Source organism: Bradyrhizobium sp. Pha-3 (genome assembly GCF_042258615.1).
Taxonomy (GTDB): domain Bacteria; phylum Pseudomonadota; class Alphaproteobacteria; order Rhizobiales; family Xanthobacteraceae; genus Bradyrhizobium.
Map to the genome: position 1 here is coordinate 3,159,233 of NZ_CP170152.1, position 22,538 is coordinate 3,181,770.

The 22,538-nt window shown below is 60.6% G+C and carries 26 protein-coding genes; 17 read left to right on the forward strand and 9 right to left on the reverse strand.

Annotated elements, in window-relative coordinates:
- The first annotated feature begins 545 nt into the window (after positions 1 to 545).
- The 3 genes from ACE10Z_RS14790 to ACE10Z_RS14800 all read left to right on the forward strand — a co-directional run bounded on the left by ACE10Z_RS14790 (position 546) and on the right by ACE10Z_RS14800 (position 2,494).
- The gene (locus tag ACE10Z_RS14790; protein ID WP_375788562.1) at positions 546 to 911 is read left to right on the forward strand and encodes a hypothetical protein; all 366 of its coding nucleotides are present in this window, start codon (positions 546 to 548) and stop codon (positions 909 to 911) included.
- A gap of 69 nt (positions 912 to 980) precedes the next feature.
- Positions 981 to 1,229, forward strand: a complete 249-nt coding sequence (locus ACE10Z_RS14795; RefSeq protein WP_375788563.1) for a hypothetical protein — start codon at positions 981 to 983, stop codon at positions 1,227 to 1,229.
- Positions 1,230 to 1,375: 146 nt separating this feature from the next.
- Positions 1,376 to 2,494, forward strand: coding sequence for an IS630 family transposase (locus ACE10Z_RS14800; protein ID WP_375789833.1), 1,119 nt, complete (start codon positions 1,376 to 1,378; stop codon positions 2,492 to 2,494).
- Between the two features lie 164 nt (positions 2,495 to 2,658).
- On the opposite strand, the gene ACE10Z_RS14805 is transcribed toward ACE10Z_RS14800, so the two are convergent.
- Together ACE10Z_RS14805 and ACE10Z_RS14810 are read right to left on the reverse strand one after the other, a co-directional pair.
- The gene (locus tag ACE10Z_RS14805; RefSeq protein WP_375788564.1) at positions 2,659 to 3,726 is read right to left on the reverse strand and encodes a glycosyltransferase family 4 protein; all 1,068 of its coding nucleotides are present in this window, start codon (positions 3,724 to 3,726) and stop codon (positions 2,659 to 2,661) included.
- Positions 3,727 to 4,196: 470 nt separating this feature from the next.
- A complete protein-coding gene (locus ACE10Z_RS14810; protein ID WP_375788565.1) occupies positions 4,197 to 4,709 on the reverse strand; it encodes a PRC-barrel domain-containing protein in 513 nt (170 codons plus the stop codon).
- Positions 4,710 to 5,007: 298 nt separating this feature from the next.
- Between ACE10Z_RS14810 and ACE10Z_RS14815 the strand changes: the two genes are divergently transcribed.
- From ACE10Z_RS14815 to ACE10Z_RS14825, 3 genes are all read left to right on the forward strand, one after another.
- Positions 5,008 to 5,256 (forward strand): hypothetical protein, encoded by a 249-nt coding sequence (locus tag ACE10Z_RS14815; protein ID WP_375788566.1) that lies wholly within the window; start codon positions 5,008 to 5,010, stop codon positions 5,254 to 5,256.
- Between the two features lie 351 nt (positions 5,257 to 5,607).
- Positions 5,608 to 5,802 carry a hypothetical protein gene (locus ACE10Z_RS14820; RefSeq protein ID WP_375788567.1) on the forward strand — a complete coding sequence of 65 codons (195 nt, stop codon included), beginning with the start codon at positions 5,608 to 5,610 and terminating at the stop codon, positions 5,800 to 5,802.
- 37 nt (positions 5,803 to 5,839) lie between these two features.
- Positions 5,840 to 6,085: a hypothetical protein gene (locus tag ACE10Z_RS14825; protein ID WP_375788568.1), complete on the forward strand. Its 246-nt coding sequence runs from the start codon at positions 5,840 to 5,842 to the stop codon at positions 6,083 to 6,085.
- A 147-nt stretch (positions 6,086 to 6,232) separates the two neighbouring features.
- Here the strand turns inward: ACE10Z_RS14825 and ACE10Z_RS14830 are convergent, their stop codons facing one another.
- The 5 genes from ACE10Z_RS14830 to ACE10Z_RS14850 form a co-directional block, all read right to left on the reverse strand.
- Positions 6,233 to 6,925 (reverse strand): Crp/Fnr family transcriptional regulator, encoded by a 693-nt coding sequence (locus tag ACE10Z_RS14830; RefSeq protein ID WP_375788569.1) that lies wholly within the window; start codon positions 6,923 to 6,925, stop codon positions 6,233 to 6,235.
- A 448-nt stretch (positions 6,926 to 7,373) separates the two neighbouring features.
- Entirely contained in the window at positions 7,374 to 8,807 is a 1,434-nt protein-coding gene (locus ACE10Z_RS14835; RefSeq protein ID WP_375788571.1) for an IS1182 family transposase, read from the reverse strand.
- A 125-nt stretch (positions 8,808 to 8,932) separates the two neighbouring features.
- Positions 8,933 to 9,151, reverse strand: a complete 219-nt coding sequence (locus ACE10Z_RS14840; RefSeq protein ID WP_375788572.1) for a hypothetical protein — start codon at positions 9,149 to 9,151, stop codon at positions 8,933 to 8,935.
- A 457-nt stretch (positions 9,152 to 9,608) separates the two neighbouring features.
- A complete protein-coding gene (locus tag ACE10Z_RS14845) occupies positions 9,609 to 10,013 on the reverse strand; it encodes a GGDEF domain-containing protein (protein ID WP_375788573.1) in 405 nt (134 codons plus the stop codon).
- A 23-nt stretch (positions 10,014 to 10,036) separates the two neighbouring features.
- Complete coding sequence (locus tag ACE10Z_RS14850; protein WP_375788574.1) at positions 10,037 to 10,321, reverse strand: hypothetical protein; 285 nt, start codon at positions 10,319 to 10,321, stop codon at positions 10,037 to 10,039.
- A 470-nt stretch (positions 10,322 to 10,791) separates the two neighbouring features.
- Here ACE10Z_RS14850 and trbB point away from each other — a divergent pair, with 470 nt between their 5' ends.
- From trbB to ACE10Z_RS14905, 11 genes are all read left to right on the forward strand, one after another.
- On the forward strand, positions 10,792 to 11,727 hold the full coding sequence (gene trbB / locus ACE10Z_RS14855) for a P-type conjugative transfer ATPase TrbB (RefSeq protein WP_375788575.1): 936 nt from the start codon (positions 10,792 to 10,794) through the stop codon (positions 11,725 to 11,727).
- Entirely contained in the window at positions 11,724 to 12,056 is a 333-nt protein-coding gene (locus ACE10Z_RS14860; protein ID WP_375788576.1) for a TrbC/VirB2 family protein, read from the forward strand. Before trbB ends, ACE10Z_RS14860 begins: the two co-directional genes overlap by 4 nt.
- Positions 12,056 to 12,337, forward strand: coding sequence for a VirB3 family type IV secretion system protein (locus ACE10Z_RS14865; protein ID WP_375788577.1), 282 nt, complete (start codon positions 12,056 to 12,058; stop codon positions 12,335 to 12,337). The genes ACE10Z_RS14860 and ACE10Z_RS14865 overlap by 1 nt, the downstream gene beginning before the upstream one ends.
- A gap of 16 nt (positions 12,338 to 12,353) precedes the next feature.
- Positions 12,354 to 14,792: a conjugal transfer protein TrbE gene (trbE, locus tag ACE10Z_RS14870; protein WP_375788578.1), complete on the forward strand. Its 2,439-nt coding sequence runs from the start codon at positions 12,354 to 12,356 to the stop codon at positions 14,790 to 14,792.
- Complete coding sequence (gene trbJ / locus ACE10Z_RS14875) at positions 14,789 to 15,544, forward strand: P-type conjugative transfer protein TrbJ (RefSeq protein WP_375788579.1); 756 nt, start codon at positions 14,789 to 14,791, stop codon at positions 15,542 to 15,544. The genes trbE and trbJ overlap by 4 nt, the downstream gene beginning before the upstream one ends.
- A 10-nt stretch (positions 15,545 to 15,554) precedes the next feature.
- Positions 15,555 to 15,905 carry a putative entry exclusion protein TrbK-alt gene (gene trbK-alt, locus ACE10Z_RS14880; protein WP_375788580.1) on the forward strand — a complete coding sequence of 117 codons (351 nt, stop codon included), beginning with the start codon at positions 15,555 to 15,557 and terminating at the stop codon, positions 15,903 to 15,905.
- Positions 15,906 to 15,931: 26 nt separating this feature from the next.
- Entirely contained in the window at positions 15,932 to 17,296 is a 1,365-nt protein-coding gene (gene trbL / locus ACE10Z_RS14885; protein ID WP_375788581.1) for a P-type conjugative transfer protein TrbL, read from the forward strand.
- Between the two features lie 2 nt (positions 17,297 to 17,298).
- Positions 17,299 to 17,982, forward strand: a complete 684-nt coding sequence (gene trbF, locus ACE10Z_RS14890; RefSeq protein ID WP_375789834.1) for a conjugal transfer protein TrbF — start codon at positions 17,299 to 17,301, stop codon at positions 17,980 to 17,982.
- A complete protein-coding gene (trbG, locus tag ACE10Z_RS14895) occupies positions 17,979 to 19,121 on the forward strand; it encodes a P-type conjugative transfer protein TrbG (protein ID WP_375788582.1) in 1,143 nt (380 codons plus the stop codon). Before trbF ends, trbG begins: the two co-directional genes overlap by 4 nt.
- A 113-nt stretch (positions 19,122 to 19,234) precedes the next feature.
- Positions 19,235 to 20,398: a TrbI/VirB10 family protein gene (locus ACE10Z_RS14900; protein WP_375788583.1), complete on the forward strand. Its 1,164-nt coding sequence runs from the start codon at positions 19,235 to 19,237 to the stop codon at positions 20,396 to 20,398.
- Position 20,399: 1 nt separating this feature from the next.
- Entirely contained in the window at positions 20,400 to 20,627 is a 228-nt protein-coding gene (locus ACE10Z_RS14905; protein WP_375788584.1) for a DUF2274 domain-containing protein, read from the forward strand.
- Here ACE10Z_RS14905 and ACE10Z_RS14910 read toward each other — a convergent pair.
- Positions 20,622 to 21,584 carry a LysR family transcriptional regulator gene (locus ACE10Z_RS14910; RefSeq protein ID WP_375788585.1) on the reverse strand — a complete coding sequence of 321 codons (963 nt, stop codon included), beginning with the start codon at positions 21,582 to 21,584 and terminating at the stop codon, positions 20,622 to 20,624. The genes ACE10Z_RS14905 and ACE10Z_RS14910 overlap by 6 nt on opposite strands.
- A gap of 192 nt (positions 21,585 to 21,776) precedes the next feature.
- Positions 21,777 to 22,427 (reverse strand): metal-sensing transcriptional repressor, encoded by a 651-nt coding sequence (locus ACE10Z_RS14915; protein WP_375788586.1) that lies wholly within the window; start codon positions 22,425 to 22,427, stop codon positions 21,777 to 21,779.
- Positions 22,428 to 22,538: the final 111 nt, after the last annotated feature.

Genomic DNA, 22,538 nt, shown 5'->3' on the forward strand with positions numbered 1-22,538 from the left:
CTAGGGCCCTGGGAAAGCACAACGCCACCAAGCCCCAGAATGCTTGGTCGCGTTGGATTAGGTCCCGACAGTGCAATCCCCCGGTGATTACCAAAACATCCGATTTGTACCGCGATCGTTCCTTCAAAATCGCTCACTTTCAAACTAGGCTATGCTATTTTCAAACGAGGACACTGCGTTCGGAAACAGGCCAGTACCCACCGTCCGGTGCCGTCCTAGTTAGGACCCCCGCAATTTGAAAATGGGACAGTGAGCAAAAGTGAGCAGCGCGCCGCTGTTCGATGTGGTCGGCTGCAACGAAAGCCGCAGCCATGCTGTGGTTGCCCTCAAGACCTAGGCGGCGCTGGGGCCGTTTGAGGTCGATTTCCCATGCATCGCGACAGTTTCCTGATACTCGATCATCTCGTCAGCGCAGTGGAGCAGCGAGTGTGGGACGGTAAGAACCTGAAGCCACACCACATTTGCCAGCCGTTTCTGTGCGCGCAGGAACATAGACCGACCTTGTCGATTAGCTCTCCGGGACTTCAGCCCAGGGAGTGTGCACCATGGAGAACAATCGAATTGCCGGCTCGGCGAAGGATTTCGCCGGTAGGCTCGAGGGCGCCGTAGGCGATATCGCCAGCGACGCAAAGACCGAGGCAGCGGGCCGTATCCGCGAGGCGACAAGCACCGCGCAGAATCTATACAGCCAAGCCAAGGATGCAGCGCGCGAAGCTTCGGATGCCACCGTCAACTACGCGAAAGACGCTTATGAGAACCGCGGCGATACGATCCGTGACGGCTCACAAGCAACTGCGAAGAAGGTGCAGGACAATCCGCTCGGATCGATTTTGGTCGCGGGCGGGATCGGCTTTGCGTTGGCGCTATTGCTGACGCGCACCCCGCGCCGCCCGCTGCAGCGCGGGCGATAACGGCCAAGACGGTGATATCGGAACCGTTCACGCCCCTTGATTGATTGGTTGCTTGTTGGAGATCAAGTCGTGAGTGATGACATCCCGCTGGCCCCTTTCGCCCACGAAGGCTCGGATCCCGTTCCAGAACCGAAATCCCCCATCGCGGAAGTCTCCGAAGCCGTGAAAGGGACGGTTCACCGGGTTAGCGGCGCGATACAAGCGGGTCGAAAGCCAGGGATGCCGTTGAGCATCTTGAGTAACATCGTGCGCGAAGCGCCTCTTGGTTCGCTGCTAATCGCATTCCTGTTAGGAGTGGCCGTCGCCCGCCGCCGGTGATGGTTTGAGGGCGCGGCCGGGGTGAACAGATCTGCTGATGGCTCGGCGGATCTAGTGTCCCGAGTCACAAGTTCGCAATCGTAGATTCGCATTAGGTTCGCGTCGCTGTGCCAAGGCTGGAGGCAGCAGCAGTGACGGAGGATCTGATGGCGGTCCGGCAACTTGCCTGCCTGACATTGAGTGATGAAGAGCGCGCCGAACTGAAGGCGCTGACGACGCGGCGGAAGACGGCGCAGGCGCTGGCTCTGAGAGCTCGGATCGTGCTGACCTGCGCGGAAGGCGGTCAAAACAAGGAAGTGGCGGCCAAGCTGGGCTTGGGCCGGTCAACGGTAGGCAAGTGGCGGCGGCGCTTTGTGGAGCGGCGCGTGGACGGGCTGCATGACGAGCCCCGCTCCGGGGCGCCACGTACAGTTGACGATGTCCGCATCGAAGCCATGATCGTGAGGACGTTGGAGAGTTGCCCCGAGAACGCCACCCATTGGAGTTCCCGCGGCATGGCGAAGGCCAGCGGCCTGTCGGTGTCGACGGTGCAACGCATCTGGCGGGCCTTCGGGCTCCAGCCGCACCGGATGGAGACGTTCAAGCTCTCGACCGATCCAAACTTCGTGGCCAAAGTGCGCGACGTCGTGGGCCTTTACGTCTCGCCGCCGGAGCACGCCATCGTTCTATGTGTGGATGAGAAATCCCAAATCCAGGCACTGGACCGCAGTCAGCCGATGCTGCCGATGCGTCCCGGCCAGCCGGCCCGAAGGAGCCATGACTACACAAGGCACGGCACAACATCGCTGTTCGCCGCCCTCGACATTGCCAGTGGACGGGTGATCGGCAAGTGCTACGGACGCCATCGTGCTGCCGAGTTCCGCAAGTTCCTCGACGAGATCGAGGCTGCCGTGCCGCGCGACCTCGACGTCCATTTGATCATGGACAATTACGCCACGCACAAGACGCCATTGATCCGAAGATGGCTCGCCAAGCGGCCCCGGTGGCACGTGCACCTGACGCCGACCAGTTCGTCATGGCTCAACCAGGTCGAGCGCTTCTTCGCACTCCTGACCGACAAGAAGATCAGACGCGGCATCTATCGAAGCGTTGCCGCCCTCCGGGCAGACATCGCTTCCTTCATCGACCGGCACAACGCCGATCCCAAGCCGTTCCGCTGGACTAAGTCCGCCGATGACATCCTGGCCTCCATGGAACGCTTCTGCCGGTACAACGCTCCGCCAAATCCAGATTCGATATCGCGAACTTCTGGTCCACGACACTAGTAGCCTTTGCGCGTTGATGTCGACGATGGACATGCAAAGCACTTGTCGGGTCCCGGCCCGCGATGTTCGAGAAGGGGCGCCGTGAGCGGACATTGCCATGATCAACCCGGGTCGGTCTGGCCCGTTATCGAGGAATGCAAGTTGCTGCAAACAGGCAGCACGTGCTACTCGGCGCTGCTCACCAGCTTGATGCGCGGCTCAGCCGCATGCATCAGGGTGCGATACGCCGCAAGATAGTCAAGCGCCATGCGGCGCGCGGTGAAACGTGCCTCGAACCGCTTTCGGACCGCGCTGCGATCCAGCTGTGCAAGGCGGCCGACTGCCGCGACAGCGCCGATCTCATCATCGACGACGAAACCGGTCAGGCCTTCATCGATGATTTCGGCGACAGAACCTCGGTCGTACGCGATCACGGGCGTGCCGCACGCCATGGCCTCGATCATCACAAGACCGAAGGGCTCCGGCCAATCGATCGGCAACAACAGGGCGATCGCACCACTGAGAAAATCCGACTTCTCGTGATCGCCGATCTCGCCGATATATTCGATCAGCGAGTGGCGCAGTAGCGGCCGAATGATTTCGTCGTAATACTCCTGATCGCCGCGATCGACCTTGGCGGCGATCTTCAGGGGAATACCGCATCGTATGGCTATCTTGATGGCTTGGTCGACGCCTTTCTCCGGCGCGATGCGACCGAGCACCGCGAGATAGCTCGGCGAGATGGATCGCGGCGTCAGCAGCTTTTCCGGAACTCCGTGGTGGATTGTGCGGATCCAGCTTGCCTGCGGCACGGGGCGTCGCTGTGCGGTTGAAATCGAGATCACCGGAACCGAGGAGAACGTGGTGAAAACTGGCTGAAGTTCGGGCAGATCGAGGCGGCCGTGCAACGTGGTCAGGAATGGTGTCGGCTGCCGGGAGAACAGCGAGAACGGATAGTAGTCCAAATGAAAGTGCAGAACATCAAACGCTTCATCGTCGCATTTCTGTCGCACCCTCTCCAGCATCATCATGTGCAAAGCGTTGGGATCGCGTACTGATCCATCGAGGCGCAGGGCTTTCGGCCAGGTTGCGTCCAGTTTTGCGGAAGTGCTGGAATCGCCGCTTGCGAATAGCGTTACATCGTGTCCAAGTGCGACCAGTTCCTCCGTGAGCCAGTGCACCACTCGCTCAGTGCCGCCATAAAGCTTAGGCGGTACCGCCTCCGTGAGCGGGGCTATCTGCGCGATGCGCATCCACTGGTCTCCTACTAGGATTTCCGGAAAAAACGATCAGACATAAAAATGTCGGCGACCCGCCGCCAGGGGCGCTTCGTTTCGGATCAAGCGGCAGCGTTAGAACTCTCGCAGTCACCGGTAGATGCCTCGATGGGCCGGTGATATTCGAGCATGTCGTTTCGGGTCGCGACTCGCTGGTCAATATTGCTCACTTTCGAAGATTTTGAGCTGCCACGAATTGAGACGGAAACACATCGTCGAGGAACGCCTAAGCGTGTCCAACATTGGCTCAGCAGGATGTGAGGCCGCTCATCGGCTTGCGCCTTTTCCCGCCGAGCCGTCAGCGCCGCAAGACTAACCGGTTCCGCCCTTGGAGGACGTCGCTATTCGACGCCTCTCCGTCTATCCCGCGAGCATCAAAGAAAAGCCCCGCCGCGGCGCTGGGAGCGCCGGGGGCGGGGTGGATTTTGACAAGGAATCGAGCGGATTTAGTTATACTTGAATTGCGGCATTGCCTTTAGCTGATCCTTGGTAGCATTTAACGTCGCATGATCTGGATACCACTGCTCGTTACCGGCTCGTACTTGCTTGGTATTGGTCGTCGTAGTGGTAGCCGTCGTGCCAGTCGTGGTTTTCTCGGTCGTCGTAGTCGGCGCGCTACTTGCGCCGGTGCTACGAACGGCCTCGTTCACCCACCTAAGCTTGTCGAAGCCAACTGCAACGTAGTGCTCACCCATACCGAGAAAGCCGCCAACCCCTAAAACGACGTGATCGATCTTGCCGGACTGATCGACAATCAGCTCTTCAATGTCACCAATTTTTTCATTGGCATCGTTGTAAACATCGAGACCAATGAGCTTGGTAGATCGCCACTGGCCATCCTTGTGCATCATGGCGGTAGTAGCTTTGTCAGTCGTAGTCGTCGTTGTGGTCTGCGCCGAGGCGACGCCTGTTATCAACGCCGTGCCGAGCAATGCGGCGACGAAAAATCTCGTAATCATTGTGTCCTCCAACACTGTTATCCAACCAACGCGCTGGCTCAATTGATGAGGTCACCCTGGAACGACCGCCATCTGGACGCTGTTCCATTTTGCTCACTTCTGAAAATTATCGAATTAAACCAGTGAGCAGAATTGAACAGCGGCGGCGAGACGGAGGTGATCGGCTGTAGCTGAACGTCGCGGGCCGGTGGCGGTCAACTTTTTGAGACGACGAAACACAAGCGGCCTCCCCGAAGGAAGGCCGCTTGTGTCTCGCAATTATTGATTAGTCGCGGTCGATGACAACCGGACGACGGTCGTGGTCTCTGTCTCTGTCGTGGTCACGGTCCTTCCTGATAATAACCGTTTCGTCACGATCTCGGCGGTCCCGATCTCGAAAGTGTTCACGGTCACGATCGCGATCACGGTCACCATGACCTTCGCCCACCGTCACGCCATGAGGACCCACACCGATTCCGACTTCGTCCGCTCCAGCAGGGATTGCGGTGCAAATACCCACCACGGCGGCTACTGCTACTACGTACTTGATCATTGCGTGCTCCTATGAATGGGAAACTCTGGAGCCAATGCCTTGCGACGACGAATGTTCCGATTAGCGCAAACGCAGTGCGGTCGCTCGCTCAATGGGCGATGCTTTTCAGCAAGAGCACGCCTTATGAAATGTGGTCCTGTACAAAATTGATCACCTTTCGCCACCGTTGCGCCGGCAAATTGCAGCTTGCGGAAACGGCTCCGGATCACGGATTTGTTCGCATGCTGCAAACGCGTCGCCCTACTTGCATTCCCTCGTTGATCGTTTTCTCATCAGCGGTTGCGGCGCGCCTGAACTCCGAGGCCATCATGCGAACACACAAAGATCGCGCAATGAACAGCGGGAACCCTCGTTTTGGAGCAACCATTGACGACGCGCACCGTTGGTTCGGCGTTAGACAAACCAAGGAAAACTCAAAAATGTCGAATTTCAAACCAGAGCGGCTCAAATCAGTACGTCGCGCACCAACATAATGGCAAGGAACAAGGCGATACCGGGACCACGTCGGCCGACATCTTCTCCGGCGGCTTTCAGCGGATTGCCGCTGCTTATGGTAACTGACCGAGAGCTTGCGCTCGTGCCTGTTACAGGGAGCACCATGTCTAATCTGAATCCGCTCTTCCAAGATCTGTCGTTCGATCCAGAGGCGGTCGCTGCCGTGAACCAGGCATACGATCTGGCATGTCAAACGCTTCAGAATATCGGTCAGCTAGAAGTAGATCGCGAAATCATTGCCAGAGGAGTGTTGCAGGCTGCAGAGAGCGGCGAGAGGGACGCCAACAAACTATGCGAGCGGGCTATCCATGGGTTGACCGCATTCGACTATCGGCAGCATGGTATCTAGAACAACCATCGGACCAACTGGTTCAGGTTCGAAGAAACATCGGCAAATTGGAGGCCAATTAGAGAAAGCCCCACTAACCAGCGGGGCTTCCTTATTGCCGAGAGGGACACATGCTTATTGATAGATCGCTCATCGAGCACCGGGCCGTTAGACTTTGCTAGTTGAATCGTCCCGCTCTATCTCGGGCTTTTCATGCAAGACGGCATTCAAAAGCGAATTATGAACTTCTATCTTTCCATTGTAGCTGATGAGTCCGAGTTTTCGGAATTTGTTCATGAAGTAGCTCACCCGGGATCGGGTCGTTCCGATCATCTCAGCCAACGTTTCCTGGCTGATATCCAATAGAATTGGCTGAGGTATGCCTTCCTTTCCGAAGTGCGCGAGCAGAAGGAGAAGGCGGGCGAGCCGCTTCTCGCTCGAATTAAAAAGCTGATCGATCAAATCCTCTTCAACTCGGCTGTTCCGGGTCAAGAGATACGCCATGAACAGCTCGGAAAATTTCGGCTCCGTATGAAGGGTGGCGATCATTGCCTCTTTGGTGATGGAGGTGATCACGCATTCTTCCATCGCGGTTGTGGTCGCGATGCGCAATGGATGGCCATTGAGGCAGCCCTCGCCGAAGAACTGGCCCGGTTCTAGAATTCCGACGACCGCTTCCTTGCCTTGCTCGGATAGGACAGTGAGCTTGACCCGACCTCTTTGAATGTAAAAAACCGTATCTGCCACGTCTCCCTGCTGGAAGACGCGTTGATTCTTCTCCAGATTCAGGATCGCTTTGCCGGCCCCTACCTTGGCGAGAAAGGCTTTGGGATCGAACTCGTTGTTGGCTGGCTTCCCCACTGGAGCCTCCTTTGCTCCGATGAACGAGCGCGCCCCGCATTATAGGGGTTCCAACGCCGAAATGAAGCCGCGACTTACGTAGCAAGGGGATTTGACCGGCTAGAGGGAGTCCTTCTGCAGGGGGAACAGGAGTCCCTCGTGGCCCAGACGTGGCCGCACGTTCGACTGCCCCAAGTGCGTTCATGTCGAGGAAAACCGCTGGGCCCTCTATTCGCACCCGCGCCTCTTTCTCCCGCTGTAAGCCAAAAGCTCCTGAGTAGCCAGGCGGTAAGGTTCAGCTCCCGCCCAAGTGTGCGGACATTCGCAATCCGCGCGATAAGGTCCGAAAGGGGCCGAGGCTGTGTGAGAACCCTCTTTGGACTGATGGGCGAGATGCCCCCACGTCGGATGGTGGCTCGCTGGGCAACCAATGAGTCGCCAGGATGTTCTGAGGTGCCAGAACAGCCCCTTAGGTCTGCATCGCCGCCAAGAGTGGTCCGCAGCCCCGAATCGCTATTGCGCGTTTGATGTTGTAGGCGAGCACATTGAGCGCCATCTCGGTTGCTACCTTGTGTCGTCCTCGCATCAGGAAGTGCGTCGAACCCATCCAGTCCTTTATGGTCCCGAACGGATGCTCCACGGTCTGCCGGCGCAAAGTCATCTTGTTGGGGTCTTGATCGAGCCGCTGAACCTTCTCCAGCGCAGCCTCGTGCTCCCACCGAGAGATACGTCGTTGAGGGCCAGTCGTGCACTGAGCATTCAGCGCGCAGCTCTGGCAAGCGTTCGTCCAGTAACGGCGCAGCATCTTGCCATCTTCCTGGTTGGTGAAGCGATACGTCAGCCGTTCGCCAGCAGGACAGCGATAGATGTCCTCCGCCGCAACATAGATGAAGTCTTGCTTGCCAAAACGGCCGGCGGCTTTGGCACCTGAGGTCAGCGGTTTTGGCAATGTGACCGTGATGCCAGCCTCCTCGCAGGCACGAAGCTCTTCACCATCGTAGTAGCCGCGATCAGCAACGGCATCGATCGTCTCGACAACCATCTCGTCACGCGCCTGCCTGGCCATGTTCGCGAGCTGGTGCCGATCGCTGCCCACGTTGGTCACCTCGTGGGCCACAATGAGATGATGCTGCGTATCAACTGCAATCTGTACGTTGTAGCCGACAATGCCGGTGTCCTTGCCACTTGTGGCCATCGAGCGGGCGTCGGGATCAGAGAGCGAGATCTGCTTGTCCTCGCTCTTCATCATCTCCGTGTTGATCGCGTTGAGTCGAACGATCTCGTCCTTGAGCTTCTCGATCTTGCCCTTCAATCGCTCAACCTCCGCCTCTGGCACCGCATCGCCGTGCCGATCGGCGGTTTCAAGCTGAGAGAGATAGCGGGTGATGCTCTCATCGATCCGCTCAAAACGCCTCTTCATCTTGGCCTCGGTGAAGTTCTTGTCCCGTGCGTTGACAGCCTTGAACTTTGATCCATCAATGGCAACGCTCGCTTCACTGAACAGTTCAAGCTTGCGGCACACTGCCACGAACTCGCGACAGACCTCACGAATGGCCTTGCCATTGTCCTTGCGGAAGTCCGCAATGGCCTTGAAGTCCGGCGCTAGCTGCCCGGTCAGCCAGATTATCTCGATATTACGCTGGCATTCCCGCTCCAGGCGCCGGCTCGACGGAATCCGATTAAGATAGCCGTAGATGTAGAGCTTGAGCATAGTGCCGGGGTGATAGCTGGGTCGGCCGGTGTCGAGTGGCTGGACACCGACGAACCCGAGCTTGTCGAGACTGAGACCGTCGACAAACACGTCGACCGCTCGCACCGGGTTATCCTCGCTCACATAGTCATCGAGCAATGCCGGAAACAGCGTGGTCTGCCCGCGATCCAAACCTTCGACAAAGCGCTTCATCTGATGCCCCGCAAAGTCGGGGAAATCCTATCGCGCGAATCACTCTAAACAGAACGTTTTCACACAGCCTGGGCCAGGAGGCGACTGGCATCTCATCTGTGAATGAGAAAGGCCACTGTTGTCGTTCAAGTGCAAGCCTCCGCGCTGACGAAAACATCGAACACCTCGTAAGCCTGTTGCGGCGTCTTTCCTTCCTTGAATGCGTTTGCGAAACTGAAGATCGCATCCGCTAGAAGGAATTCATCCGGGACAGGAAACAGGGTGCGAAGTTCGGCGAGCCAGCTCGCGTAGGAGGGCGGGTTGAACTTACCCAATGTGTAGTTATCGCTGAATGAGGTGCGCATTTAGGTCGGAGCCTTCAGGCCGGGCGATGCAAGCCACTCGCTGATGTGAGAGGCAGTCTCAATTTGCCGCGCTCTCCGGATCAACCTCTCACGCTCAATTCCTGGCGGAGTACCCCTCGCTTGCTTGCGAAGTCGCTCCGCCTCATCGGTAAGGCGGTTGTATAGAGGTTCGGCTTGGGGCTGGTAACGGCGTCGCTGCATGCCGCTGCTCCTCTGTTTGAAGAAGGCGGGAGCGCATGGTGGCGTTCTCATCACCGATGCCGAGAGATGCGCGGTGGTTATGCCAGCTTGGGGCTTCTGGAACCCTCCCGCTGTTCCTTTTTGAACACTTCTGAAGAATTAACGAACCGGGAGGCGATGGTTCACTCGACAAACCGATGCTCAACACCAGTCGATGCCCAACAAAGGGGCGCTCCAACAATCACTGGAACCGTGTCCGACGGCGACGCCGTTGCGTTCAAGCCACGCGTCGTTTGCTTGCTGCGTCCCATCCGACCAGGCTGATAACGACGCGATCGCGACCCTCATGCTTGGCGTCGTAGAGGGCGAGGTCCGCAGCTCGAATGAGGTCGCGTGACGTGCGCTCGTCGCCAGGGACGAGACTGGCCAATCCGATGCTGACGGTCGGCAACTCGTGCTGAGACTCGCGAGCGGTCACCAGCATCGCGCGTAACTGTTCAGCAAGCTCCAGCGCGCCGGCCTTGCCGACGCCGGGCAGCAACACGGAAAACTCTTCACCGCCATAGCGCGCGCCGAGGTCGGATGCGCGCTTGGCGCTCGTTGCGATGCACCGCCCCACGATAGCAAGCACCGCGTCGCCGGCCGGATCGCCGACCTCCTGAAGTCGCTGATGGAACGGCAAGCCACCAAGAGCGCCTCCACCGATCAGAGGCTGCTCGATCTGCAGCGGGAGCTTAGTGATGCGGAAGACGGCTGAAGCGGCTTTATCGCTCGATCGAGGACGGTATCGTCGAACTCGGCGACATCCTGCGAGAACGTACCACCGCCCTCAAATCGCAGCGGGAACGCGCTTGAACAGCGCTGGACCGTGCCCGCGCCCAACGCGGTACCGCAGCCGCCATTGATGCCGGAAAGATCGACGCGTTCGCGCAGATGATGAACGAAAAGCTCGACACCGCGGACACCAACACCCGGAAGGGTTACATCCATTCAATCATCGGCGCTATCGAAGGCGACGACAAGGCCATCCGGGTCGTCGGCAGCAAGGATATCCTCCAGGCTGCTATCGCCGGCAAACAGACCGAGAACGGAAATGTTCGTGGTTTTGTACGCAAATGGCGCGCCGTCGCAGACGAGGATGAAACTGTATCTACGCTGCTACCCTCCTACGGTGGAATTCGAATCCTTCGCGGTCCGCCGGCGCAGCGACGACGCGTGACGCCGGGGCTCTCAACACTCCCTTTCATCCTCGTTTGCCTCCGGCATCCCCGACCATCGCGTCGCCGTTCTCCTGTATTTGCGCGCTACACTACTACTCCGATAAATCCTTGTTGAATCGCCTCGCAATCCGGCTCTTTTAATCGACCCCGCATGGGGAGCGTCTGTCTGTCCCCGTTTGCAACGAGGGCAGGGTGGGGTCTTTGCATCACAATTCTGTAGGTTTGGCGCGCGGTGCGCGCATGCTGCGTACGGCGCTCGGTCCCGCGATTGCCCGGTTTCTGGAAGACGCGGGCGTCGTCGAAGTGATGCTCAACCCCGATGGACGGATCTGGATCGACAGGCTTTCCGAGGGGTTGGTCGACACGGGCGAGCGATTGTCGGCGGCAGACGGCGAGCGCATCGTCCGCCTGGTCGCGCACCATGTTGGCGCCGAAGTTCACGCTGGCGCCCCGCGCGTCTCCGCCGAGTTGCCCAGCACGGGTGAACGATTCGAGGGCTTGCTGCCGCCCGTCGTCATGGCAGCGACCTTCGCGATCCGCAAGCCCGCCGTCGCGGTCTTCACGCTCGACGATTATGTCACTGCCGGAATCATGTCGGCGGCACAGGCCGACACGCTCCGCCAGAACGTCGCCGCGCGCGCCAATATTCTCGTGGCGGGCGGGACATCTACCGGCAAGACCACGTTGACCAACGCGCTGTTGGCCGAGGTCGCCAAGACCGCCGATCGTGTCGTCATCATCGAGGATACGCGCGAACTACAATGTGCGGCGCCGAACCTCGTGGCGATGCGCACGAAGGATGGCGTTGCCACGCTCTCCGACCTCGTCCGCTCCTCGTTGCGGCTGCGTCCCGATCGCATTCCGGTCGGTGAGGTGCGGGGTGCCGAGGCGTTAGAGCTCCTGAAGGCCTGGGGAACAGGACACCCCGGCGGCGTCGGGACGATCCACGCCGGCAGCGCTATCGGCGCGTTGCGCCGTCTCGAACAACTCATCCAGGAAGCGGTCGTCACAGTCCCGCGCGCTCTGATCGCCGAGACCATCGACCTCGTGGCGGTCCTCGTGGGTCGCGGCTCTGCCCGCCGTCTCGCCGAACTCGCTCGCGTTGAGGGGCTGCGCGCCGACGGTGACTACCGCGTCATCCCAGCCGTCATAACCCAGACAGGAGACCCCGCATGATCTACAGCTTATCCACTCTGCGTCGCAGGATCGCGATCGTGGCGCCCGCCGCCGCGCTCAGCGTCCTGTTGTCGCCTGCCGCCCATGCCTCCGGCTCGTCCATGCCGTGGGAGCAGCCGCTTCAGCAGATCCTCCAGTCGATCGAGGGTCCGGTCTCCAAGATCATCGCCGTCATCATTATTATCACGACCGGTTTGACGCTGGCCTTTGGTGACATGTCCGGCGGCTTCCGCCGCCTGATCCAGATCGTGTTCGGCCTTTCGATCGCCTTCGCAGCATCGAGCTTCTTCCTGTCCTTCTTCTCCTTCAGCGGCGGAGCGCTCGTCTAATGGCGGGTGCGATCGAACAGGGCGTCGAGACGCCAGGCTATGCCGTTCCGGTCCATCGGGCGCTGACTGAGCCGATCCTGCTTGGCGGTGCGCCAAGAGCGGTCGCCATCATGAACGGAACGTTGGCTGGGGCGATCGGCCTCGGTCTTCGCCTTTGGCTTATTGGTGTCGCCATCTGGGCAATCGGCCACTTCGCTTCCGTTTGGGCCGCCAAGCGCGATCCGCTCTTTGTCGATGTGGTGCGCCAGCATTTGCGCATTCCGACGCATCTGTCCGTCTGAGCGAGGCCACGCACATATGATGAGCCTCGCCGAATATCGCAATCGTAATAGCCGGCTTGCCGATTTCCTGCCTTGGGCGGCGCTGGTCAGCCCCGGTATCGTACTGAACAAGGACGGCAGCTTTCAGCGCACCGCGTGCTTTCGTGGGCCAGATCTCGATAGCGCCGTACCCGCCGAACTGGTTGCCGTCGCCGGACGCCTCAACAACGCCTTCCGCAGATTGGGGAGCGGATGGGCCATCTTCGTAGAGTCGGTGCGTCATGCTTCGAACCGCTATCCCGACAGCCGGTTTCCGGATGCCGCCTCGGCGCTCGTTGATGCGGAACGCAAGGCGGATTTCGAGGAGATCGGCGCGCATTATGAGTCGAGTTATTTCCTGAGCTTCACCTACCTGCCGCCCGCCGAGGACGCGGCCCGGGCCGAAGGTTGGCTCTATGAGGGAAGGGCGGCGCAGGGCGCAGATCCCAAAGAAGCGCTACACGGTTTCGTGAATCGAACCGGCCGCATCCTTCAGCTCATCGAGGCCTTCATGCCGGAATGCCGCTGGCTCGATGACGCCGAGACGTTGACCTACCTGCACAACTCTATCTCGACCAACCGGCAACGGGTGCGTGTCCCAGAGACGCCGATGTATCTGGACGCGCTGCTTGCGGATCAACCGCTGACCGGTGGGCTGGAGCCGAGATTGGGCGCGTCGCATCTGCGCGTCCTCACCATCACCGGCTTTCCGACCGTGACGACGCCCGGCCTGCTCGATGAGCTGAACCGGTTGGCCTTTCCGTATCGTTGGTCCACGCGCGCCATCCTGCTCGATAAGACCGACGCAACAAAGCTGCTGACGAAAATCCGCCGCCAATGGTTCGCCAAGCGCAAGTCCATCGCCGCCATCCTGAAGGAGGTGATGACCAATGAACCATCCGCCCTCGTAGATACCGATGCGGCGAACAAGGCGACGGACGCCGATCTCGCGCTCCAGGAACTCGGGCAAGACTATGCCGGCACCGCCTATGTCACTGCCACGGTGACGGTGTGGGACATCGATGCCCGTGCCGCCGACGAAAAGCTTCGCCTGGTCGAGAAGGTCATCCAGGGGCGCGACTTCACCGCGATGGCCGAATCCATCAACGCCGTGGACGCCTGGCTCGGCAGCCTGCCGGGCCATGTCTATGCCAATGTCCGGCAACCGCCGGTCTCCACCCTCAATCTCGCCCATATGATCCCGCTTTCGGCGGTGTGGGCGGGCGAGGTGCGCAACGAGCATCTCGGCGCACCACCTTTGCTGTTTGGCAAGACCGAAGGCTCAACCCCGTTCCGGCTGTCTATCCATGTCGGCGACGTCGGTCACACCCTGGTCGTCGGCCCGACCGGCGCGGGCAAATCGGTGTTGCTGGCATTGATGGCTTTGCAGTTCCGGCGCTATGAGCGATCGCAGGTCTTTGCCTTTGATTTCGGCGGCTCGATCAGGGCCGCAGCGCTCGGCATGGGAGGTGATTGGCACGATCTTGGTGGGGATCTCAGCGATGGAGCGACTGAGAGCGTCAGCCTTCAACCGCTCGCTCGCATTTACGATGTTCCCGAGCGCGCTTGGGTCGCTGACTGGATTATTGCAATCCTGACGCGCGAGGGCATGGCGATCACGCCCGAGGTGAAGGAGCATATTTGGACGGCGCTGACCTCGCTGGCGTCTGCGCCGCTCGAGGAGCGCACGATCACCGGCCTGGTCGTGCTGCTTCAATCGAACGATCTCAAGCAGGCGTTGCGACCGTACTGTGTCGGCGGCCCCTATGGGCGACTGCTCGACGCCGAACGGGAGCATCTCGGATCTGCTACCGTCCAGGCGTTCGAGATCGAAGGCCTGGTCGGCACGGGCGCAGCTCCCGCTGTCCTGTCCTATCTCTTCCATCGCATCGGCGATCGGCTTGACGGACGACCGACGTTACTCATTATCGATGAAGGTTGGCTTGCGCTGGACGACGACGGTTTCGCCGGCCAACTCCGCGAATGGTTGAAGACGCTGCGCAAGAAGAACGCCAGCGTCATCTTCGCCACCCAATCGCTCTCCGACATCGACAATTCGGCGATCGCGCCCGCGATCATCGAGAGCTGTCCGACCCGGCTTCTCCTGCCAAACGAACGCGCGATCGAGCCACAGATCACGACGATCTATCGCCGCTTCGGTCTCAACGACCGCCAGATCGAGATCATCGCGCGCGCGATGCCCAAGCGGGACTACTACTGTCAGTCGCGACGCGGCAATCGCCTGTTCGAGCTTGGGTTGTCGGATGTGGCGCTGGCGCTGTGCGCGGCCTCGTCGCGAACCGACCAGGCCGCGATCGCAAACCTCCTCGCCGAGCACGGCCGTGACGGCTTCCTCGCCGCCTGGCTGCGCCGTCGCGACGCCGGCTGGGCCGCCGACCTCATTCCCAACCTCACCAACCTGGAGACGTCCTCATGATCATCCGTCGCTCGCGCACGGCGTTGTTCGCCACATCCCTGCTTGTCATCCCTGCTGTGCTGCCGCCGATGCTGGCGGCTCCGGCTCTCGCCATGATCGTCTTCGATCCGTCGAACTATGCTCAAAATGTGCTGACGGCGGCGCGCGCGCTTCAGCAAGTCACCAACCAGATCACCAGCCTGCAAAATCAGGCGCAGATGCTCATCAATCAGGGGCGCAATCTCACAAGCCTGCCTTACTCCTCGCTCCAGCAGCTCCAGCAATCGATCACTCGGACCCAGCAACTTCTGGCCCAAGCACAGGGTATCGCCCTCAATGTCCAGCAGATAGATGGCGCGTTTCAAACCACGTACGGCAAAATCCCGATGACGGCGTCGAGCCAAAAACTCGTCATTGATGCGCAGACGCGCTGGCAGAACAGCGTCAGTGGCCTCCAGGACGCGATGCGGGTGCAGGCTAACGTCGTCGATAATCTCGACACAAACCGCACGCAGACCTCCGCACTCGTTGGCCAGAGCCAGGGCGCCGTGGGCGCGCTACAGGCGACGCAGGCCGGCAACCAACTTCTCGCCCTTCAGGCTCAGCAGCTCGCCGACATCACCGCCGTCCTCGCCGCTAACGGCCGCGCCGAGGCGCTATTGCAAGCCGAGCGCGCGACGGCGGTGGATCAGGGCCGAGTCCAGCGTCAGACCTTCCTCACGCCAGGTGCCGGCTATCAGCCGGGCAATGTCCAGATGTTCCACGGGAATTGAGGGGCGGGCGGTGGACAAGAAAGCCTTCGCTCGGCTCGGTGCCGTCGTGTTCGTGGCGCTCGCGATAACAACGACGATGATCGACATGGCCCGTCAAGACGGTCGTCTGGACGCATTTGTCGTGCCGACTCACTCCGTCACGACGCCTGATGTACTCGACGCCGAATTGCTCCGTTGTTCGGAAATCGGCGAGGCCGGCGCGCGTGATCCCGCCTGTCTGAAGGCATGGGCCGAGAACCGCCGTCGTTTCCTCGGTCAGGCCACCGTGTCCCCCATATCTCCGTCGGCCACAACACCGGGTGGCGCGATCGCAAAAGGGGAGCATGCCGGGCGATCAGGCTCAACCGGACATGCCGATTGAACCCGCACGGCCGGAGGCTCGCTGACATGGGCGGCACAAGCGTTATCGATCAGTTCCTCAGCACCTTCACAACGTACATCGATAGCGGGTTTGGCTTGCTCAAGCCCGAGGTGGCCTTCATTGCCTCCACGTTGATCGTGATCGACGTCACGCTTGCGGCTTTGTTCTGGTCGTGGGGCGGGGATGACGACATCATGGCGCGCCTGGTCAAGAAGACTCTGTTCGTTGGTGTCTTCGCCTATCTGATCGGCAACTGGAACAACCTCGCTCAGATCGTCTTTAATTCCTTCTCGGGGCTTGGCCTGAAAGCGGGCGGCTCGAGTCTGTCGGCCGCCGATTTCCTCCATCCCGGCCGTATCGCGCAAGTCGGGCTCGACGCCGGTCGACCGCTGCTCACCTCCATCTCCGGCCTGATGGGCTACGTCTCCTTCTTCGAGAACTTCATCCAGATCGCGGTGTTGCTCTTCGCCTGGGTGATGGTCCTGCTCGCCTTCTTCATTCTGGCTGTGCAACTGTTCGTGACGCTCATCGAGTTCAAGCTGAGTACGCTCGCCGGCTTCGTCCTCATTCCCTTTGGCCTGTTCGGCAAATCCGCCTTCATGGCTGAGCGGGTTCTCGGCAATGTCATCTCGTCGGGCATCAAGGTCATGGTCCTGGCCGTGATCGTCGGGATCGGCTCAACGCTGTTCTCGCAGTTCACCACCGCGAGCGGCACGCAACCGACCATCGATGACGCCATGGCGATCGTGCTGGCCGCGTTGTCGTTGCTCGGCCTCGGTATCTTCGGACCGGGCATCGCCAATGGCCTCGTCTCCGGCGGGCCGCAGCTTGGGGCGGGTGCGGCGATCGGAACCGGGCTTGCCGCCGGCGGAGTTGCCGCAGCCGGCATGGCTATGGTCGGTGCCGCGGCGTCGGGCGGTGCAGCTCTGGCTGGCGGTGTCGCCGCCGCGGCGCGTGGCGGGGCCACGCTCGCCGGTGGCGCTTCCACCGCCTACAGCCTCGGCGCAGGTGGCCAGTCGGGCGTTTCCGGCGTCGCCCCGGGTGTCGGGAGTGTCGCCAACGAAGGCTCACGGGGGGCGTCTCCATTGAAGCGGGCGGCAAGTGGCGCCGCTGACGGTCCTAAGCCTAGCGATCAGTCCGGCGCCCGCGCATCACCCGAGACAGCCGGCGGATCGTCCTCTGCTGACGCAGTCAGCGGAAATGCCGCTGCCGCTGAGACCTTATCTACGACGACATCATCTTCCTCCGCTGCCGACGGCCCACCAGCCTGGGCCAAGCGCATGAAGCGCTCTCAAGCCATGTCGCACGGCGTTCAGACTGCGGCCCACGCCGTCCGCTCCGGTGATGGGCACGGCAGCGGCTCCTCCATCAATCTTTCGGAAGGCGATTGAAGATGTTCAAGCGACCATCGGCTCATTATGGCAAGGCCCCTCAGTTCGAGACGCCATACCAACGCGCCGCGCAAGTTTGGGACGATCGTATCGGCTCTGCCCGCGTGCAAGCCCGCAACTGGCGGTTCATGGCCTTCGGCTCGCTGTTGCTCTCCGCCAGCCTATCCGCCGCGCTGGTTTGGAAGTCGATGAGCGGTTCGATCGTGCCTTGGGTGGTGCAGGTCGATCGGCTCGGCCAGGCGCAGGCCATCGCGCCCGCTGTGGCCGACTATCAGCCCAACGACCCTCAGATCGCATTCTACCTGGCGCATTTCATTGAGCAGGTGCGTTCGATTCCGGTCGACCCGATCATCGTGCGGCAGAACTGGCTCCGCGCGTACGATTTCACCACGCAGGGCGGGGCGCTGGCGCTCAACGACTATGCTCGCGCCAACGATCCATTCGCCAAGATCGGCAAGCAGCAGATTGCCATTGAGGTGTCGTCAGTCATCAGGGCGTCGCCCAGCTCATTCCGTGTCGCCTGGATCGAACGCCGTTATCAGGACGGAAGCCTCGCCGATACCGCCCGCTGGTCCGCCATCGTGACCGTCGTTGTGCAGCAGCCGCGCGACGCCGACACGCTGAAGAAAAATCCCCTCGGAATCTACATCAACGCCATCAACTGGTCGAAGGAGCTTGGTCAATGACGTCCGCCTTCCGCAAAGCCGCCCCCTGGAGTGCAGGACGTCCGGCTTTCTTCATCCGTACAATCCCGGCTTTCCGTAAATCCGGTTTACCGCTTTTCCTTCTCTGCACGTCTGCGCTTGCTGGTTGCGCAGTGAAGCCGCCAGAGATCTCATACGACGAGGGCGCGATGCCGGCGGTGCAGACCGCCGACCCGCCAGCGCCTGTTAGAGTGGTCGAACTGCCGAAGCCTCTGCCGCTTCCCGGCCAGTTAAAGCCGGTCGGCAGGAACGGCAAGCGTGCGCCGGAGGCTGCAGACCCAGCCATGCGCGTCAATCAGGCGAATGCCGCCGCCCGCGTTCAGCCCGTTCGCAACGGTTTCATCAATTCCATGCAGGTCTATCCCTTCGTCGATGGCGCGCTCTATCAGGTCTACGCCTCACCGGGGCAGATCACCGACATCGCGCTCCAGCCCGGCGAACAACTTGTCGGCTCCGGTCCGGTTGCTGCCGGCGACACCGTCCGCTGGATCATCGGCGACACCGAGAGTGGGGGCGGTGCGGGCAAGCAGGTCCATATTCTCGTTAAGCCGACGCGGCCCGAGTTGCTCAGCAATCTCGTCATCAACTCCGATCGTCGCACCTATCATCTGGAGCTGCGCTCGACCGAGAAGACCTACATGGCCTCGGTCTCATGGCAATATCCGCAGGACCAGCTGATCGCGCTTCGCCAACAGAACGCGGCCGCGCAGGCGGTTCAGCCGATTTCGACAGGCGTCGATCTTTCCCGTGTGAATTTCCGCTACGAGGTCATAGGTGACGGCGCGCCATGGCGACCGCTGCGCGCATTCGATGATGGTCAGCAAGTGTTCATCGAGTTTCCGCGCGGCATCGGCCAGGGCGAGATGCCGCCGCTCTTCATCGTTGGCCCCGAGGGTGACACTTCTGAACTCGTGAATTACCGAGTGCGCGGCAATTACATGATCGTCGACCGGCTGTTTGCCGCGGCCGAACTCCGGTTTGGCGCGGAGAAGGATCAGAAGCGCGTTCGCATTTCCCGCACGGATGGCATGAGAAGCGGTCCGTTCTCATGGCTGCAAGGCCTCGGGCAGTCATTGCAAGCAACACCTGTCAGCGGTGAAAGCGGAGGGCAATCATCGTGAGGCGTGAATTCGATCCCGAGAAGGAAGAGTGGCGAGAGCCGCCGAACGGAGCCCGGCCTGAGCCTCCGGGTAGGGATGGCGCCCGGTCACCGACTGGCGAGGCTGTCGCGTCCATGCGGCTGCGCTCTGACCCGCCGCGTGTGACGCGCCTGTCGCGCAAGGTCTTGGCAGGACTGGGCCTTGCCGCGGGTCTCGGTGTTGGCGGTGCGCTGATCTATGCGCTCCAGAGCCGTAACAGCGCCTATCAGAGCCAGGAACTCTATTCCACCGACAACCGGACAACCCCGGATGGGCTTGCCGGTCTGCCGAAGGATTATATCGGCGTCCCAAAACTTGGCCCGCCGCTTCCCGGCGATCTCGGGCGCCCGATCCTCAACGCGCAGGATTCAGGCAAGTCCGTGCCCACGCCGCCCATCGCCATGCCAAGCGCTGAATCCTTGGGCCGAAGCCAGGAGGAACAACGCCGGGCTCAGGAGCTGGAGGCTGCGCGCACCGCGCGTCTGTTCGCGTCCGCGGAGGCGAGCTCGGCAAACAATAACAATGTGTCTGCCGCCCAGCCCACGACAACTGCGTCCACGCCACAAACCAACCTGGCCAGCCTTGGCCTTGCGCCGCAGCCGGCGACGCCCTCAGCACAGGACCGGCAGCTTGCCTTCCTCAATCAAGTGCCGGATAAGCGCACCGTGTCTCCCGATCGCGTCGCCACGCCCGCCTCCGCCAATGTTCTGCAAGCCGGCGCTATTATCGCGGCAGCGCTCATCACTGGCATTCGCTCCGATCTCCCAGGCCAGATCACCGCGCAGGTGACGGAGAACATCTACGATAGTCCCACGGGCAAGATCCTGCTCATCCCGCAGGGTACCCGCGTCATCGGCCAGTATGACAACGGGGTCGGCTTCGGTCAGCGCCGCGTGCTGCTCGTTTGGAATCGGTTGATATTCCCGAACGGACGGTCCGTCGTTCTTGAACGCCAACCGGGGACTGACTCCCAAGGCTATGCCGGCCTTGAGGATGGCGTTGATTACCATTGGGGCGAATTGTTCAAGGCCGCCTTGCTCTCTACCATCCTCAGTGTCGGCTCCGAGGCCGGCTATTCGGGCAATGAGAGCGACATCGCCCGTGCGCTTCAACAAGGGACCTCGAACAGCACCAGCCAGATCGGCCAGCAGATCGTCGGCCGCCAACTCAACATCGCGCCGACGCTGACGATCCGGCCAGGCTTCCCAGTCCGGGTCATCGTGACCCGTGATCTCGTGCTCGAACCCTACGGAGGCTGACATGGCAAAGCTGAAACTTGGTCCGATCGCCGACGACAAGCCGGTCAAAGTCACGGTGGAGTTGCCTGCAACGCTCCATCGGGATCTAACTGTGTACGCCGAAATCTTGGCACGGGAGAACGGACAGTCCGCGGCCGATCCTGTGAAACTGATCGTCCCCATGCTCGCGAGATTCATCGTAACCGATCGCGGATTCGCAAAAGCCCGGCGTGTGACTACTGCGTCATGACCTTGGCCGCGACGCTCGCAATGTCTTTGATCCCGCTAATGTCCGGGCAACGCTCAGTAGCCTCCTGGCGGCCGGATTGTCGTTGTTCGTCGACCACACGGCGCTGAACGGCAGGATCTCATCGCGGATTGGCCGATAGGCGATACCGGGAAGCTGCATTGCCGTCGTGGCCTCGCTTGCCACCGTCAGGCCACGGCCGACGGACACTGACGCAAGAAGACTGTCCCTGCCGATGAATTGCCGCCTGATCTCAGGATGGCGACCAAGCTCGGCGAGCCGCTGCACCAGATAGTCATGAATCTCTTGGCCGGGCGCCGCGTCGCTGACCATGAACTTCTGGCCCGCGAGATCAATCCAATCGATCTGGACCTTGGCGGACAGCGGATGTTCACACGGCAACACCACGAACACCCGTTCCGACCAAAACTGTTCCGTATCGCAGCCCGGCCAATGTGTCGTTCCAGTGATGAACGCCACGTCGAGCCGGAGTTGGCGGATAGCCGCAATATGTTCCGATGGGTTACCTTCGATAAGTTCGACATCGACACTGGGATGCAGTTTCGCGAAGGTATTGAAAAGCGTCGGGAGAAAGCCAGATGCGATCGACGAAAAGATTCCGATTTTTACCCTCCCCTCGTCGCTCCGGCCGATCGCGGCGGCGCTGCCCACACCTTCATGCACATGCCTAAGCGCGCGCTTGGCCCGGTGCAGGAAGCGTTCGCCGGCGAGGGTTAGTTGGACGCCGCCATTGTATCGTTGGAAGACGGATGCGCCGAGATGGTCTTCAAGATCGCGGATGCGGCGGCTGACTGCGGATTCCTGAACGCCGAGCGCCGCGCTGGCTTTGCGAAAGCTTCCATGCTCGACCGCCGCTACGAAATAGCGCAGGTGACGAAGCTCGATCGATGTCACCTGCGTCGAGTTAGCGCGGAGCGACGGATACGTTTCGCGCGTCATCGATGGACGAACACTCTCTCTGAACTGTGACACAGGCGCCATCTACAGAACCGCATGTCACCGCTGACCCCAATACTGTCGGGGATGGCAGCATCAGCCACCGCGTCAAGAATGTTCGATGAATGGTCTTGAAGCTCCTGATCCGTCATGCGGCGGATGACATGCGCTTCAAAGGTACCGGGCGTGCCACGGTCAACGGCCATTGCTCGGATCAACTCGATTGCTGCAGTCTGAAATGCCACGTAAGTCATTGTCCGTGTAGCTCGGTCGTGAAGGTTCAGCGTCAACGCAGAGCTTGAAGCGAAACTGTACGTCGCTTTGCCTGTAAATTCCGGCGCAAAGTGGACAGGCAATGGATAGTTGAAGAGGGCGCCCGCACCACGAGTATGCATCATGCGCAGCTGCAGGTAATTTCGTGGTGCATTTGTCCTTTTGTCCAGTATTCGTCCAGTTGCTTTGTCCACCCGCATGGCAGACGTTGTCTAGCGTGAGCACAAAGAAGCCCAGTGCTCCGGCATCGGCGACAGCGGCCACGGCCCCGGCGTGTCGCCGCGTTCTCAATTCCTTGCCGTTCGCCAAGTCCCAAATTTTGATCGTACTGTCGAGGCTTCCCGACGCGACAGTTCGGCCGTCCGGCGAAAACGCGACAACATCTACGAACTTCGAATGTCCGGCCAACGTACGGAAGACGGGCTCCTTCCGTGGTTGCTCGATGCATTCGCTAGTGTGATCGTGAATGCGCTCTTTCGTGGCATTCTCGGTCGCGCTCTCGGCAGCCTGTAGCTGCTGAGCAATCTGCACGCAGGGATGCCCCTCTTCAATCATCTCGATATTGGCGAGCAAGTTGACGTCCGCACGCTTCGAGCGGCGGGCGATGGGCCTTGTGAGCCATTGTCTTTCCAGTCCTTCGGAATGAAAAGTCCGGTGCAGTGCCCACAGCACTACATGACCTCG